The organism is Citrobacter sp. wls718 (assembly GCF_005280945.1).
In the GTDB taxonomy this organism is placed as follows: Bacteria; Pseudomonadota; Gammaproteobacteria; order Enterobacterales; family Enterobacteriaceae; genus Citrobacter; species Citrobacter gillenii.
The window spans coordinates 42440-58107 of record NZ_SZWV01000096.1 but is presented as its reverse complement, the minus strand read 5'-3'; the positions used below and the strand labels follow the sequence as shown (position 1 = coordinate 58107).

General features: G+C 53.9%; 11 protein-coding genes. 6 read left to right on the top strand and 5 right to left on the bottom strand.

What is annotated here, in order from left to right:
- Together metC and yghB are read left to right on the top strand one after the other, a co-directional pair.
- Positions 1 to 934, top strand: a 934-nt coding sequence (gene metC, locus FDW95_RS17980) for a cystathionine beta-lyase (RefSeq protein WP_249359194.1), incomplete at its 5' end; no start/stop codon positions are given.
- 131 nt (positions 935 to 1065) lie between these two features.
- Complete coding sequence (yghB, locus tag FDW95_RS17975) at positions 1066 to 1725, top strand: DedA family general envelope maintenance protein YghB (RefSeq protein ID WP_115257486.1); 660 nt, start codon at positions 1066 to 1068, stop codon at positions 1723 to 1725.
- Positions 1726 to 1805: 80 nt separating this feature from the next.
- Here yghB and FDW95_RS17970 read toward each other — a convergent pair whose 3' ends face one another.
- Positions 1806 to 2705: an AraC family transcriptional regulator gene (locus tag FDW95_RS17970; protein WP_137363570.1), complete on the bottom strand. Its 900-nt coding sequence runs from the start codon at positions 2703 to 2705 to the stop codon at positions 1806 to 1808.
- 194 nt (positions 2706 to 2899) lie between these two features.
- Here FDW95_RS17970 and yqhD point away from each other — a divergent pair, with 194 nt between their 5' ends.
- The 3 genes from yqhD to FDW95_RS17955 all read left to right on the top strand — a co-directional run bounded on the left by yqhD (position 2900) and on the right by FDW95_RS17955 (position 6756).
- On the top strand, positions 2900 to 4063 hold the full coding sequence (yqhD, locus tag FDW95_RS17965) for an alcohol dehydrogenase (RefSeq protein WP_115257484.1): 1164 nt from the start codon (positions 2900 to 2902) through the stop codon (positions 4061 to 4063).
- Positions 4064 to 4285: 222 nt separating this feature from the next.
- Positions 4286 to 5113, top strand: coding sequence for a 2,5-didehydrogluconate reductase DkgA (dkgA, locus tag FDW95_RS17960; protein WP_096755664.1), 828 nt, complete (start codon positions 4286 to 4288; stop codon positions 5111 to 5113).
- Between the two features lie 182 nt (positions 5114 to 5295).
- Positions 5296 to 6756 carry a DASS family sodium-coupled anion symporter gene (locus FDW95_RS17955; RefSeq protein WP_170973022.1) on the top strand — a complete coding sequence of 487 codons (1461 nt, stop codon included), beginning with the start codon at positions 5296 to 5298 and terminating at the stop codon, positions 6754 to 6756.
- Between the two features lie 86 nt (positions 6757 to 6842).
- On the opposite strand, the gene FDW95_RS17950 is transcribed toward FDW95_RS17955, so the two are convergent.
- Positions 6843 to 9014 carry a YgiQ family radical SAM protein gene (locus tag FDW95_RS17950; RefSeq protein WP_115257483.1) on the bottom strand — a complete coding sequence of 724 codons (2172 nt, stop codon included), beginning with the start codon at positions 9012 to 9014 and terminating at the stop codon, positions 6843 to 6845.
- Between the two features lie 395 nt (positions 9015 to 9409).
- Here FDW95_RS17950 and FDW95_RS17945 point away from each other — a divergent pair, with 395 nt between their 5' ends.
- Positions 9410 to 10885, top strand: coding sequence for a TrkH family potassium uptake protein (locus tag FDW95_RS17945; RefSeq protein ID WP_115257482.1), 1476 nt, complete (start codon positions 9410 to 9412; stop codon positions 10883 to 10885).
- A gap of 16 nt (positions 10886 to 10901) precedes the next feature.
- Here FDW95_RS17945 and ftsP read toward each other — a convergent pair whose 3' ends face one another.
- The 3 genes from ftsP to parC form a co-directional block, all read right to left on the bottom strand.
- Positions 10902 to 12314 carry a cell division protein FtsP gene (gene ftsP, locus FDW95_RS17940; RefSeq protein ID WP_115257481.1) on the bottom strand — a complete coding sequence of 471 codons (1413 nt, stop codon included), beginning with the start codon at positions 12312 to 12314 and terminating at the stop codon, positions 10902 to 10904.
- A gap of 71 nt (positions 12315 to 12385) precedes the next feature.
- Positions 12386 to 13123 (bottom strand): 1-acylglycerol-3-phosphate O-acyltransferase, encoded by a 738-nt coding sequence (gene plsC, locus FDW95_RS17935; RefSeq protein ID WP_115257480.1) that lies wholly within the window; start codon positions 13121 to 13123, stop codon positions 12386 to 12388.
- Between the two features lie 195 nt (positions 13124 to 13318).
- Positions 13319 to 15577: a DNA topoisomerase IV subunit A gene (parC, locus tag FDW95_RS17930; RefSeq protein ID WP_096755658.1), complete on the bottom strand. Its 2259-nt coding sequence runs from the start codon at positions 15575 to 15577 to the stop codon at positions 13319 to 13321.
- Positions 15578 to 15668: the final 91 nt, after the last annotated feature.

Below are 15668 nucleotides of genomic sequence, written 5' to 3'. Positions count from 1 at the left end.
CGGCGCCGCAGCCGTTGCCAACACGATTTTGGCCTTTGTTGAACACGGCGACCACGTGCTAATGACCAACACGGCCTATGAGCCGAGCCAGGATTTTTGCACGAAAATCCTCGGCAAGCTCGGCGTAACCACCGGCTGGTTCGATCCGTTAGTCGGTGCCGATATTGTGAAGCACATTCAGCCGAACACCAAAGTGGTATTTCTGGAATCTCCCGGCTCCGTCACTATGGAAGTGCATGATGTTCCGGCGATTGTCGCTGCCGTCAGAAGCGTAGCGCCGGACGCCATCATTATGATCGATAACACCTGGGCTGCCGGGGTGCTGTTCAACGCGCTGGATTTTGGAATCGACATCTCAATTCAGGCGGGCACCAAATACCTGATTGGCCATTCCGATGCAATGGTCGGTACGGCGGTATCAAATGCCCGCTGCTGGGACCAACTGCGCGAAAACGCCTATTTAATGGGGCAAATGCTGGATGCCGATACCGCCTATATGACCAGCCGCGGACTGCGGACTCTGGGCGTTCGTCTGCGCCAGCATCACGAAAGCAGCCTGAAGGTTGCCGAATGGCTGGCCGATCATCCGCAGGTCGCCCGCGTCAACCACCCCGCGCTTCCCGGCAGCAAAGGGCACGAATTCTGGAAACGTGATTTTACCGGCAGCAGCGGTCTGTTCTCGTTTGTGTTGAATAAGAAGCTGAACAATGACGAGCTATCAGCGTATTTGGATCACTTTACGCTGTTCAGCATGGCCTACTCCTGGGGCGGGTTTGAATCACTGATTCTGGCCAATCAACCCGAACACATTGCCGCCATCCGTCCTGAAGGCAACGTGGACTTCAGCGGAACGCTCATCCGTTTACACATCGGTTTAGAAAATGTTGACGATCTGATTGCGGATTTAGCCGCCGGATTCGCCCGAATCGAGTAACATTGCCGCAGTTGGACATATATGCAGACACTTCTGGTGGAAAAGTCTGCAATTGTTGCGTCCGGGATCAAGGCATCCCGGACAATTCAGGAGTACAATCCACTCATAAATGCTGTTCCACAGGAAAGTCCATGGTAGTCATTCAAGATATTATCTCCGCGCTCTGGCAACACGATTTTGCCGCGCTGGCAGATCCGCACGTTGTGAGTGTGGTGTACTTCGTCATGTTTGCCACGTTGTTTTTAGAAAATGGTCTGCTGCCTGCTTCCTTTTTACCCGGAGACAGCCTGCTGTTACTGGCCGGAGCGCTGATCGCGCAGGACGTGATGAGCTTTCTCCCGACAATTGCTATTCTGACTGCCGCAGCCAGTCTGGGCTGTTGGCTGAGCTATATTCAAGGGCGCTGGTTGGGCAATACGCGGACGGTGAAAAGCTGGCTGGCGCAATTACCTGAAAAATATCATCAGCGTGCCACCTGTATGTTTGACCAACACGGTCTGATGGCGCTGCTCGCGGGACGTTTCCTGGCATTTGTTCGCACCCTGCTGCCAACAATGGCGGGGATTTCAGGTCTGCCTAACCGCCGGTTTCAGTTCTTTAACTGGCTGAGCGGCCTGCTGTGGGTCACCGTGGTCACCAGCTTTGGCTATGCTCTCAGCATGATCCCATTCGTTAAACGCCATGAAGATCAGGTGATGACCTTTCTGATGATCCTACCCATCGCGCTGTTAACTGCTGGTCTGCTAGGTACCTTGTTCGTGGTGATTAAAAAAAAATGCTGTAGCGCCTGAGTCGTCATCGTTGGCCGGGTAAAATCACCCGGCATTTTCGCCTGATGCCGCTTTGCTAATCAGGCCAACGGTGAACATCATTAACTTCCCTGCATCGTCCGAATTCTTGCCGCATCCTCCCCCGGCGTTACGCCAAAGTACCGTTTAAACTCGCGGCTAAACTGCGACGCGCTCTCATAGCCAACCCGCATTGCTGCCGCGCTGGCCTTCATGCCGTCGTGAATGATCATCATCCGAGCCTTATGCAGGCGATAACTCTTCAGATACTGCAGCGGTGAAGTGCTGGTCACCGATTTAAAATTATGATGAAACGCCGACACGCTCATGTTGGCTTCTGCCGCCAGTTGCTCAACGTTGAGGTTCTCGGTGTACTTGTTTTCGATGCGCTTCAGCACGCGACTGATCAAACTGAAATGCGTCTGACGACTGACCAACGCAAGCAGCGCGCCACCGCGTGGACCGGTCAGCACATGGTACAAAATCTCACGGATGATCTGTTTTCCCAGAATTCGCGCGTCCAGCGGTCGCTCCATCACATCCAGCAAACGCTCGGCTGCGCAAAGTATCTCATCAGAAAGCGTGGCCGAGTTTATTCCGCTCGCCGCCATTGCAGGCTGGAACAGTTCATCTTCGCCAATGTCCATCAGGAGTTCCTGCAATTGCAGGATATCGACATTCAGCCGCAGACCGGCCAGTGGAATCTCCGGTGTCGCATACGTTTCACATTCAAAGGGTAAAGGTACGGTGAGCAGCAGGTATTCGTTGGCGTCATAACGAAATACACGCTCATTGATGTAACCAATTTTATGGCCCGAAAAGAGAAATATAATGCCAGGTTCATACATCACAGGGGTGCGAAGCCCAGGCTCCATGCCATACAGTAAACGCACATCAGGCAGCAATTTATTGAGTTTATTTTCATTATTTTTCAGCTGCTTAATTTTTTTCGTCAGCAGAAGGCAGACATCATCACGGTTCATGGAGCACCCTTTCGTCATCGAATTGTAACCTCCACAGTGTGCGTATTTTTATCCGTTTTCTCCAGTAGTCTGTAGAAATAGGCAAGACATTGGCAGAAATGAGCATTGAGAGGAATGCGTCTGACGACCACAATGTTCACCATCAGGCAGACACTCACCTGCCCTCTTTTTTTACCCACACAAGGTAACGAGCAATGAATAACTTTAACCTCCATACCCCAACCCGCATTTTGTTCGGTAAAGGCGCTATCGCTGAACTGCGCGATCAAATCCCTCAGGATGCTCGCGTGCTGATTACCTACGGCGGCGGCAGCGTGAAAAAAACCGGCGTACTGGCACAGGTTCAGGATGCCCTGAAAGGTCTGGATGTACTGGAGTTTGGCGGAATTGAGCCGAACCCGTCTTATGAAACGCTGATGAATGCGGTCAACATCGTGCGTGATGAGAAGGTGACATTCCTGCTGGCCGTCGGCGGCGGCTCTGTTCTCGATGGCACTAAATTCATCGCCGCAGCGGCCCATTACGCTGAAGGTGTCGATCCGTGGCGCATCCTGGAAACTCACGGCAACGACGTAAAAAGCGCCATCCCGATGGGCTCCGTTTTGACCCTGCCGGCAACCGGCTCTGAATCAAACTCCGGCGCGGTAATTTCCCGCAAAACCACCGGCGATAAGCTGGCCTTTATGACACCGTTTGTGCAGCCGGTCTTTGCCGTGCTGGATCCGGTTTACACCTACACTCTGCCGCCGCGTCAGGTCGCAAACGGCGTAGTGGACGCGTTTGTTCACACCGTAGAGCAATACGTAACATACCCGGTCAACGGCAAAATACAGGACCGCTTTGCCGAAGGTATTTTGCTCACATTGATAGAAGAGGGCCCGAAAGCGTTGCAGGAGCCAGAAAACTACGATGTCCGCGCCAACGTCATGTGGGCAGCGACCCAGGCGCTGAACGGCCTGATTGGCGCAGGCGTACCGCAGGATTGGGCTACCCATATGCTCGGTCACGAACTGACCGCGATGCACGGTCTCGATCACGCACAAACACTGGCCATCGTTCTGCCGGCACTGTGGAATGAAAAACGCGACACTAAGCGCGCCAAACTGCTGCAATACGCGGAGCGCGTCTGGAATATCACCGAAGGGAGTGATGACCAGCGTATCGATGCCGCCATTGCCGCGACGCGTCAATTCTTCGAGCAGATGGGCGTCCCAACACGCATGTCCGACTACGGTCTGGATGGCAGTTCCATCCCGGCGTTGCTGGAAAAACTGGCAGCGCACGGTGGGACGAAACTGGGCGAACATCAGGACATTACGCTGGACGTCAGCCGCCGCATTTACGAAGCGGCACGCTAGGTTTTTTGACCTCTGACTTTCGTTTTTGGGTATTTATACCAGGCTTAAGTCACACAAACCTCACCGGGGCTGCTCCGGTGAACTCAATTTACACCCAATCATTCATGATGCATCGAGGCGGCAATTGAGTGAATCTCCGGGAGCGTACATAAGTACGTGACCGGGGTAAACGCAAGCAGCCAACAAAGAGGCAGCCTGAAGGATTCAGTGTAGGGGGGAATTATGACCAGTCCGACCATTATCAAGCTACAGGATGGTAACGTCATGCCTCAACTGGGCCTGGGGGTCTGGAAGGCAAGTAATGAGGAAGTCATCTCCGCGATCCATAAAGCGCTGGAAGTCGGTTATCGCTCTATTGATACCGCTGCCGCGTATAAAAATGAAGACGGTGTCGGTAAAGCATTACGCGACTGCGGCGTGCCCCGGGAGGAGTTATTCATCACCACTAAACTGTGGAATGACGACCAGAAACGTCCCCGAGAAGCGTTGCTCGAAAGCATGGAGAAACTCCAGCTCGATTACCTCGATCTTTACCTCATGCACTGGCCCGTCCCGGCAATCGACCATTACGTTGAAGCATGGGAAAACATGATCGACCTGCAAAAACAGGGACTCATTAAAAGCATTGGCGTGTGCAACTTCCAGATCAACCATCTCCAGCGCCTGATGGATGAAACGGGCGTTGCGCCAGTGATTAACCAAATCGAGCTGCACCCGCTTTTACAGCAGCGGCAGCTTCATGCCTGGAACGCCACGCATAAAATCCAGACTGAATCCTGGAGCCCGCTGGCACAAGGCGGCAAAGATGTGTTCGATCAAAAGATAGTTCGCGATCTCGCCGAAAAATACGGTAAATCACCGGCACAAATTGTCATTCGCTGGCATCTGGATAGCGGCCTGGTGGTGATCCCTAAATCAGTCACTCCTGCGCGTATCGCGGAGAACTTTGATGTCTGGGACTTCCGCCTGGATAAAGATGAACTAGGCGAAATGGCCAAACTCGACCAGGGCAAACGTCTGGGGCCGGACCCGGACCAGTTCGGCGGCTAATCCCTTCTCTCCAGCCCGGCATCCCAGTCGGGCTCTTCCTGCATGGAAATATCAAGAAACAATTCACTTACATTTATTGATGTATTTATTTCAGTCGCTGGAGCAGCATTGCGCCACATAACCTACTAATTATTCACTAAATATATTCATACGGTGAATATATTCACAATGTATATAGGTGCATGACCGTGGCTGAAAAAAAAGCACAGGGAGTTAAATGGCTCCCATTAATTCTAATAATTTTGATTTCAGCCGGGCTCTGGCAACTTACCCCACCAACGGGGTTAAGCGCTTCCGCCTGGCATTCGGCAATTATTTTCGTGGCCACTATCGCCTCTATCGTGGCAAAAGTTCTGCCCATTGGCGCAGTCGGTATTATTGGCATAACCGTCTTTGCCCTCGCCTATGCCGCCGGGGATAAAACCGCCAGCGGTGCGATTACCACCGCTCTGAGCGAACTGAACAGTTCACTCATCTGGCTGATCGTCGTTGCCTTTATGATTGCCCGCGGGTTTATCAAAACCGGCCTTGGTCGACGTATCGCCCTGCAGATGATCCGCCTGCTCGGCAAGCGCACGCTCGGACTTGCCTACGGCCTGGCGTTTGCCGATCTGATCCTCTCTCCGGCGATGCCCAGCAATACGGCACGCTGCGGCGGCGTCATCTATCCGATTGCCGACTCACTGGCGCGCAGTTTTCATTCCAATCCGGAAGATGAATCGCGCAGCAAAATCGGCACCTTCCTCATTACCTGCATTGGCAACGTCAACGACGTCACCGCCGCACTGTTTATGACCGGCTATACCGGCAACCTACTGGCAGTAAAACTGGCGGCCAACGCCGGGGTCACGCTAACCTGGGGAAGCTGGTTTATGGCGGCACTGCTGCCTTGCATGGTGTCTTTGCTGTTGGTTCCGCTGCTGGTGTACTGGCTGGTGCGTCCGGAAATTAAACACACGCCGGATGCCCCGAACCTGGCCCGTCAGGAACTGGCGGAAATGGGCAGCATGTCACGCGGTGAGTGGTTGATGCTGGGTACCGTTGGCGTCCTGCTGGTGCTGTGGATTTTTGGCGATACGCTAGGCGTCGATGCCACCACCGCGTCGTTCGTTGGACTCTCAATTTTACTGCTCAGCGGTGTGCTGAGCTGGGAAGACGTCAAAAGCGAAAAAGGTGCGTGGGACACGCTGATTTGGTTTGCCGCACTGCTGATGATGGCAAACCAATTGAAGAAGCTCGGTTTCACCACCTGGTTTGGTAATCTGATCGGCGATAGCCTCAGCAGTACCATGCATGGCACCAGTTGGGTGGTCGTCCTGCTGCTGCTTAACGCCGCCTACTTCTACACCCACTACTTTTTTGCGAGCGGAAATGCGCAGATCGCCGCATTGTACGCGGTATTCCTTGGCGTCGGCCTGCATCTGAATATCCCGGCAGCCCCGACCGCGTTGATGCTGGCTTTCACCAGCAGCCTGTACTGCTCTCTCACCCAGTACACACATGCGCGTGGTCCGATCCTGTTTGGTGCGGGGTATGTGCCGACGGGCGTCTGGTGGCGAACAGGGTTTATCGTCAGCCTGTTTAATCAGGCAGTCTTTATTACCGTAGGTCTGATGTGGTGGAAGGTGTTGGGGCTGTACTAAAACAGATTTGCCGGATGGCGGTGCAAGCACCTCATCCGGCTTTCAAAGCAGTGGCCCAGTAAGCAGAGCGCTACCGGGCTTCAGGATTAACGCCCTGCTACTTTGCCACGCTTTTTATTCGCGGCGGGCGTCTGGCGCTGGTGTGCAACAGGTGTGTGCTTGGTCAGTGCCGGGCGAGTATGACGATTCTGGCGACGCGCTTCACGCATTTCTTCCAGCGTAGGCGACGGAACCAGACATTCACGACGACCGCCAATCAGGTGCTTTTTACCCATATCTTCCAGCGCCTGACGGATTAACGGCCAGTTAGCCGGATCGTGGTAACGCAGCAGCGCTTTATGTAAACGACGCTGCTTATCGCCTTTCGGCACCACCACATCTTCACTCTTATAGCCAATTTTACCCAGCGGGTTTTTCCCGGTGTAATACATGGTTGTCGAGTTCGCCAGCGGTGATGGGTAGAAGTTCTGTACCTGATCAAGGCGGAAACGACGCTGCTTCAACCACAACGCCAGATTCACCATATCTTCGTCACGCGTACCCGGGTGCGCAGAGATAAAGTAAGGGATCAGATACTGCTCTTTACCGGCCTGCTTCGAGTAGGTGTCGAACAGCTCTTTAAAGCGGTCGTAGCTACCCATGCCCGGCTTCATCATCTTCGACAGCGGACCTTCTTCGGTATGTTCCGGTGCAATCTTCAGATAGCCACCAACGTGGTGGGTCGCCAGCTCTTTGATGTAGCGCGGATCTTCCACGGCGATGTCGTAGCGCACGCCGGACGCAATCAAAATCTTTTTGATGCCTTTCAAATCACGCGCGCGACGATAGAGGTTAATCGTCGGTTCGTGGTTGGTGTCCATATGCGGGCAGATGTCCGGATAAACGCACGACAGACGACGGCAGGTCTGTTCCGCACGTGGCGACTTACAGCGCAGCATGTACATGTTGGCCGTTGGGCCACCCAGATCGGAAATCACGCCGGTGAAGCCCGGTACGGTATCGCGAATCGCCTCGATCTCGTTGATGATCGAATCTTCAGAACGGCTCTGGATGATGCGTCCTTCATGCTCGGTGATCGAACAGAAAGAACAGCCGCCAAAGCAGCCGCGCATAATGTTGATGGAAAAACGGATCATCTCGTAGGCCGGAATACGGCTGTTGCCATATGCCGGGTGCGGGACACGTTTATACGGCAGCGCGAAGACGCTATCCATCTCTTCGGTCGACAGCGGGATCGCCGGAGGGTTAACCCAAATGTAGCGGTCGCCGTGTTTTTGCATCAGGGCGCGCGCGCAGCCAGGGTTGGTTTCGTGGTGCAGAATACGTGAGGCGTGAGCGTACAACACTTTGTCGCCTTTCACCTTCTCATAAGACGGCAGCAGCACGTAGGTTTTTTCCCACGGCTTCGGACGCGCAGGCTGAACGGTCACCGCTTTTGCTTCCTGCTTTTTAGGCGCTACTGGCTTGTTATCTGCACACGGTAAATCTTCACCGTACGGATGCGGGATAGGGTCAATTCTCCCCGGCATATCCAGACGCGTGGAATCCACACCGCTCCAGCCGGGCAGCGCTTCTTTAACCATAATCGCGGTGTTACGCACGTCGCGGATTTGGTCGATGGTTTCACCCATCGCCAGGCGGTGCGCAACCTCAACCAGCGGACGTTCACCGTTGCCGAACATCAGCATATCCGCTTTGGAATCCACCAGCACCGAGCGGCGCACGGTATCAGACCAGTAATCGTAATGCGCGGTACGACGCAGGCTGGCTTCAATACCACCAAGGATCACCGGCACGTCTTTCCATGCTTCACGACAACGTTGGGTATAAACCAGTGTGGCGCGGTCCGGGCGCTTACCGGCGACGTTGTCCGGCGTATAGGCATCATCATGGCGCAGGCGACGATCGGCAGTATAGCGGTTGATCATCGAGTCCATGTTACCGGCGGTTACGCCGAAGAACAGATTCGGTTTACCCAGACGCATAAAGTCGTCTTTACTGTTCCAGTCCGGCTGGGCGATAATCCCGACGCGAAAACCCTGGGCTTCCAGCATACGGCCACAAATGGCCATACCGAAACTCGGGTGATCAACATAGGCATCACCGGTAACCAGAATAATGTCGCAGCTATCCCAGCCAAGTTGGTCCATCTCTTCTCGCGACATTGGCAGAAACGGCGCGGGGCCAAAACAGGCGGCCCAGTACTGCGGCCAGGAGAAAAGGTCTCTGTCCGGTTGGATCAGGGATATTGCGCTCATAATGCTTCCAAAAATGGTAAAAAAATAATCAAAGGCCGGGGATTATACGCTGTATGTCCGCCAGAAATGAAGCGGAGTCTGAGCCAGACGAGTAGAAAGTTAAATAAATTGTTAAATTTTACTACGCCTACTTTTATCTATACCCAAAATAATTCGAGTTGCATGAAGGCGGCAAGTGAGTGACAAATTCGTCAGGAAAGAATTTGAACAGCCAAAGGCTGGCCTCCGGTGAGGGACATGGATGTCCCTCATTAATCTCCAGGAGCATAGATAACTATGTGACTGGGGTGAACGAACATAGCTAACGCACATGCTACTTGAAGTATGACGGGTATATCATAATTGACATCATGTCTTGCCAGCCGTACCAGGTCTTTTTGGCGGGGGATTTTCCATTGCATCGCAACGAATCACTTAATATTTCCCAGCTGCGGGTTGTTCTTCACCTGTGCGGATTTCTGGTTCTCCTGTACAGCTTCTCTATGCTGCCGCCGATGGCCATCGCCTTGCTGAACAAAGAACGGAGTTATTTTGCTTTTTTGAGCACCTTTGCCGTTTTTTTTTCCCTCGGCGGCGGTGCCTGGCTGGCGACAAAACGTGCGGGCATTCAGCTACGAACCCGCGATGGGTTCGTCATCATCGTTCTTTTTTGGCTACTTTTTTCATTCATCAGCGCCATGCCGATGTGGATGGAAGACGGGTTAAATCTCTCCTTTGCCGACGCCCTGTTTGAAGGCGTCTCCGGTATTACCACCACCGGGGCGACGGTTATTGACGATGTCGGCGCGATGCCCAGATCTTATCTGTATTATCGGGCACAGCTCAATTTCATCGGCGGTCTTGGCGTTATCGTCCTCGCCGTTGCCGTCCTGCCGCTGCTGGGGATCGGCGGCATGAAGCTGTATCAGTCTGAAATGCCAGGGCCGTTTAAAGAAGAACGCCTGACCCCACGACTTGCCGATACCGCACGTACGCTGTGGCTAACCTATGTCACCCTAGGGTTTGTTTGTACGCTGGCCTACTGGATTGCCGGCATGTCGTTTTTCGATGCGTTATGCCATGGGCTTTCGACAGTCTCCCTCGGTGGGTTCTCCACCCGAAGCGAAAGTATCGGTTTTTATAACAGCCACGCCATTGAGCTTGTCGCCGGGCTGTTTTCGCTGCTATCTGCCTTTAACTTCACCCTCTGGTACGTCGCCATCGTCAAACGGACCTTCAAGCCCTTTCGCCGTAATGCCGAACTGCAGCTGTTTCTGATCATTGCGCTGGTGATCACCCTGATAGCCACCTGGCAGGTCTGGCGGGCAGGTATGTACAATTTAACGGACAGTCTGGTGCATGCTTTTTTTCTGGCAAGCTCAATGCTCACAGACAACGGCCTGTCGACGGCGGATTACGCCCAGTGGCCTTCACATACTATCTTCATGCTTCTCATCGCCAGTTTCTTCGGGGGGTGTATCGGTTCGACCTGCGGGGGTATTAAGGCGCTGCGTTTTTTAATTATGTTCAAGCAGTGCCGACAGGAATTACACCAACTGGCCCATCCTCGTGCATTGCTGAATATCAAAGTGGGTAATAGCGTGGTTAACGAGCGCGTGATCCGCTCAGTGTGGAGCTTCTTTTTTCTCTATGCTTTGTTTACCAGTTTTTTCGTCTGGGCGCTTAATCTGATGGGCTACGATCTCTTTTCCTCGTTCGCCACCGCCGCGGCCTGTATCAATAATATGGGGCTGGGATTTGGCGTCACGGCGGTCACGTTTGGTACTTTAAACGAAGAGGCAAAGCTGTTGATGTGCGCGGCCATGATCATGGGGCGTCTGGAAATCTACCCCATTTTGATCCTTTTCTCGCGCATGTTCTGGCGGGCGTAATAGCCTGCCCGGCACATTATGGCGCCGGGTTAACCAGCATCTGTCCGATCGAGCCACGATCGGCCATTTCCAGCGTCTGGCTGTTAAAGTAGAACGGGAAATGCGCCCAGGAAGGCTGTCCGTAATACACCAGCAGCTCAACCTGACCATCCACCCAAACGGTATCTTTCCAGCCCCGGTCTTCCGGGAACGGCATCGCGCCGTTCACATTGCGGATCAGGAAAGAGACGCCTTCGATATGGAAAGACTGCGGCATATCCGCCCGCACCGTCCAGCGCTCCCAGGAGCCCTGCTGAGCGGTAATGTCCATGCGGTTTACATCCCACAACTGCCCATTAATGCCGGGATCGTCATCAAGGCTGATCTCACGACTGCGAATCGGTGAGCCGCTTAAAATTTCCGTAGGCAACAAACGCATCGGCAGATTGTCGGTCACCAGCGGCAGCAGCCCGGTCGGGCGCAGGGTCAGTACCAGCGTGGAAATCAGAATACTGGAGGGCTCGAAGAAGCCGCGGATCCGGTCGACAATGCTGGCCGCCTCACCACAGGTGATCGACACTTCATCGCCGTTGGTCATGTCCACCAAAATCTCACGACGTTCACCCGGGGCCAGCGAGAGTTGCTTCACCGAAACCGGCGCGGGTAAAAAGCCCTGATCGCCGGAAATCACATGCAGCGCACGACCGTCACTCATTTGCAGCTGGTAACGACGCGAGTTCGACGCATTGAGTAAACGCAAACGCACCCAGCCGCGAGACACTTCCACATACGGGCTTTGTGCCCCGTTAACCAATAGCGTATCACCAACAAACCCGCCGCTGCCTGGCTCACTGTATTCAGGCGTGCCGAAGTTATCCAGCCGCTTGTCCTGAATAATGACCGGAAAATCATCCACGCCATAATGGTTGGGAATTGGCAGCGACTTACTGACTTCATCTTCAATCAGCCACATACCAGCCAGACCGTTATAGACCTGCTGCGCGGTACGGTTCGGCGTATTGGCGTGATACCACAACGTGGCGGCGTCCTGGCGAATGGGCAATACCGGCGCCCAGTCCGCATTCGGTGACATCATGCGTGCCGGCCCGCCCATCAGTGGGCCAGGAACCTGCAGCCCGGCGACGGTCATTGAAACATTCTCGGTAAGACGGTTGCTGTAAATAAGCTTGACGTCATCCCCTTTCCAGACGCGGATGGTCGGCCCCAGGTAACGCCCGTTAATCCCCCAGACCGGCGCGCGGGTGCCTTGCGTAAAGGACCAGTGAGCGCGTTGCAGGGTCATAAATAGCGGCTGTCCACGGCGAGACTCCAGCAGCGGTGGAACAGGTAACGGTTGTTGCTGACCGGCAGCATTAGCCTTCAGCGGAATAGCACCTGCACACAGTGCGATCCCCGATGTCTGAATGAACTGACGCCGACTGAGTGACATATAAGCTCCATGTAAAACTGGCGATTAACACGCAGGAAAGTATTTCCTGTAACAAACTCGGATGGCGCGAATCACACCTTACCGGTAGCTTCACGCTCGGCAACTTCTTTGTCGAGTTCGGCGATTTTTTGTTCCATTAACGTGCGGCAATGCGCGGCCAGTTCACGAACCTGATCCTTACCATAGTGGCTGATATCTACTGGCGGTAACATCTCGACGATCGCCAGACCATTATTTAATCGGTTAAGTTTAATCTTATTTGAGGTCGTTGAGACGCACACCGGGATCACCGGAACACCCGCGGCAATTGCCGCATGAAACGCGCCAGTTTTAAACGGCAGCAGACCACGGCCACGGCTACGCGTACCTTCCGGGAACATCCAGATAGAGATACGACGTTTTTTAAAATGATTAACGACCGTCGCAATGGTGCTGTGCGCTTTGGCGCGATTGTTTCTGTCGATCAACAGGTTACCGGTGAGCCAGTACAGCAGGCCGAAGAACGGGATCCACAGCAGGCTTTTTTTACCGACCGTAACCGTCGGTGGTTGCACGATCTTCGCGGCGGTAACCATGTCATAGTTATTCTGGTGGTTACAAATATAGATAGCGTTGCCGTAGTCCTTTGCGTCCGGCGGCATGCGGCATTCCACCTTCAGGCCGTACAAGGGGGCCAGTCGACCAAACATATGGCCAAACGTTGAGACGTGTTTAGGATTTCGTGGGCTGAACAGACAATATATACAACCAAAAACACAGACCAGAATGCAGTAAATTACGGTAATGAATAAACGAAAAATATATAGCATAACAACCTCTAAGGCCTAAGAGCCTGGCATTTTACGTCACCAGATGCAGAACCCTGCGTCAGGTTAGGGCTTTGTTAAGAGCGGCTCTCTGGAAAAGCGTATTGTTAATCGCAATGCACGAATAAACAACGGTTTCACGGGAATTTTTAATGTTGACTCTCCCTGCGTAAAAGCAGGGAGAGTCAGACGACAGCGTTATTCTTCGCTGTCGCCCTGACCGGCACGTCGTGGTGAGTCAATTTCGATACGGTCGATGCGCTGTAAACCGCGCATCAGCGTACCGCGACGCCCACGCTCGCCGGTCACCTTCTGCAGTTCTTCAGGACGCAGTTTAATTTTGCGTTTACCAACGTGAATGGTCAGCGTACTTTGCGGAGGCAACACGTAGAGGTGCGCCAGCCCATCATCCCCTTTCGCCGCTTCTGCAGACGGAATGTTGATGATCTTGTTCCCTTTCCCTTTCGACAATTGCGGCAGGTCACTGACCGGGAACATCAGCATACGCCCGGCATGGGTGATCGCCAGCAGCATGTCGCTTTCATCTTCAAGCACCACCGGCGGCATCACATGCGCGTTCTCCGGTAACGTAATCAATGCTTTACCTGCACGGTTGCGCGCCACTAAGTCATTGAAGGTGCAGACGAAACCGTAGCCAGCATCGGAGGCCATCAGCAGTTTCTGGTCATCACTTTCCATCAGCATATGCTCAACCGTCGCTCCCGGCGGTAGCGTCAGCTTACCGGTCAGCGGTTCACCCTGACCACGTGCCGACGGCAGCGTAATCGGGTCGATGGCATAGCTGCGCCCGGTTGAATCCACGAACACCACCGGCTGGTTGCTCTTGCCCTTCACCGCCGCCTTGTAGCTGTCACCCGCCTTATAGCTTAAGCCCGGCGCATCAATATCATGGCCTTTGGCGCTACGCACCCAGCCGCTTTGCGACAGTACAATGGTGACCGGCTCAGACGGCAGCATGTCGTGCTCGCTCATCGCCTTCGCTTCTTCGCGCTCTTTCAGCGGAGAACGGCGATCGTCGCCATAGGCATCTGAGTCTGCCTGCAGCTCTTTCTTCAGCAGGTTACTCATCTTGCGCTCAGAGGCCAGAATGCCCTGCAGCTGATCGCGTTCTTTCGCCAGCTCGTCCTGCTCGCCACGAATTTTGATCTCTTCAAGTTTGGCAAGATGACGCAACTTCAGTTCGAGGATGGCTTCAGCCTGGGTTTCAGAAATGCCAAACCGCGACATCAGCTCAGGCTTCGGTTCATCTTCATGACGAATGATTTCAATCACTTCGTCAATGTTGAGGAACGCCACCAGCAAACCTTCGAGGATGTGCAGGCGCTTGAGGACTTTTTCCAGACGATAGTTCAGACGACGACGCACGGTATCGCGGCGGAACGCCAGCCATTCGGTGAGGATCTCCAGCAGGTTTTTCACCGCCGGGCGACCGTCGAGGCCAATCATGTTCAGGTTGATGCGGTAGCTTTTTTCCAGATCGGTGGTGGCAAACAGGTGGTTCATCACCTGCTCCATATCCACACGGTTGGAGCGTGGCACGATCACCAGACGGGTCGGGTTTTCGTGATCTGACTCATCGCGCAGATCGTCCACCATCGGCAGCTTTTTATTGCGCATCTGGGCGGCAATCTGTTCCAGCACTTTGGCACCGGAAACCTGATGTGGCAGCGCGGAAATCACCACCGCGCCATCTTCTTTGGTCCAGACCGCACGCATACGCACGGAGCCACGTCCGTTTTCGTAAATCTTACGAATTTCTGCACGCGGGGTAATGATTTCTGCTTCGGTCGGGTAATCCGGTCCCTGGACGATATCCAGCAGCTGATCCAGCGTCGTTTTCGGCTGCTCAATCAGCGTAATCGCCGCTTTTGCCACTTCACGCAAGTTATGTGGCGGAATGTCCGTTGCCATGCCGACCGCAATACCGGTGGTGCCGTTCAGCAGAATATTCGGCAAACGCGCAGGCAGCATCTTCGGCTCCTGCATGGTGCCGTCGAAGTTTGGCACCCAGTCCGACGTCCCCTGGCCGAGTTCCCCCAGCAGCAGTTCCGCATATTTAGACAGTCGAGATTCGGTATAACGCATCGCCGCGAACGATTTCGGATCGTCCGGTGCCCCCCAGTTCCCCTGCCCGTCAACCAGCGGATAACGGTAAGAGAACGGCTGCGCCATCAGCACCATCGCTTCATAGCAGGCGCTGTCGCCGTGTGGGTGGTATTTACCCAGTACGTCGCCGACGGTACGGGCTGATTTTTTAAATTTGGCGCTGGCATTCAGCCCCAGTTCGGACATCGCGTAAACGATGCGTCGCTGAACGGGTTTCAGACCATCACCAATAAACGGCAACGCCCTGTCCATGATGACGTACATGGAATAGTTCAGATAGGCGTTTTCCGTGAATTCATGCAGCGCAAGGCGCTCTGCCATATCGCTCATTAATCGTGGTTCCTCAACTGTTAGCCCGAACAATACCCGGTATTCGTCAGGCAATATTGCCGCAGATACTACCCTATCTGGCGAGTTGAGT

What these genes read in the sequence shown, in the direction of transcription:
- yghB (WP_115257486.1), top strand. Translation starts at nt 1,066, where the DNA reads ATGGTAGTCATTCAAGATATTATCTCCGCGCTCTGGCAACACGATTTT.
- FDW95_RS17970 (WP_137363570.1), bottom strand. Translation starts at nt 2,705, where the DNA reads ATGAACCGTGATGATGTCTGCCTTCTGCTGACGAAAAAAATTAAGCAG.
- yqhD (WP_115257484.1), top strand. Translation starts at nt 2,900, where the DNA reads ATGAATAACTTTAACCTCCATACCCCAACCCGCATTTTGTTCGGTAAA.
- dkgA (WP_096755664.1), top strand. Translation starts at nt 4,286, where the DNA reads ATGACCAGTCCGACCATTATCAAGCTACAGGATGGTAACGTCATGCCT.
- FDW95_RS17955 (WP_170973022.1), top strand. Translation starts at nt 5,296, where the DNA reads ATGACCGTGGCTGAAAAAAAAGCACAGGGAGTTAAATGGCTCCCATTA.
- FDW95_RS17950 (WP_115257483.1), bottom strand. Translation starts at nt 9,014, where the DNA reads ATGAGCGCAATATCCCTGATCCAACCGGACAGAGACCTTTTCTCCTGG.
- ftsP (WP_115257481.1), bottom strand. Translation starts at nt 12,314, where the DNA reads ATGTCACTCAGTCGGCGTCAGTTCATTCAGACATCGGGGATCGCACTG.
- plsC (WP_115257480.1), bottom strand. Translation starts at nt 13,123, where the DNA reads ATGCTATATATTTTTCGTTTATTCATTACCGTAATTTACTGCATTCTG.
- parC (WP_096755658.1), bottom strand. Translation starts at nt 15,577, where the DNA reads ATGAGCGATATGGCAGAGCGCCTTGCGCTGCATGAATTCACGGAAAAC.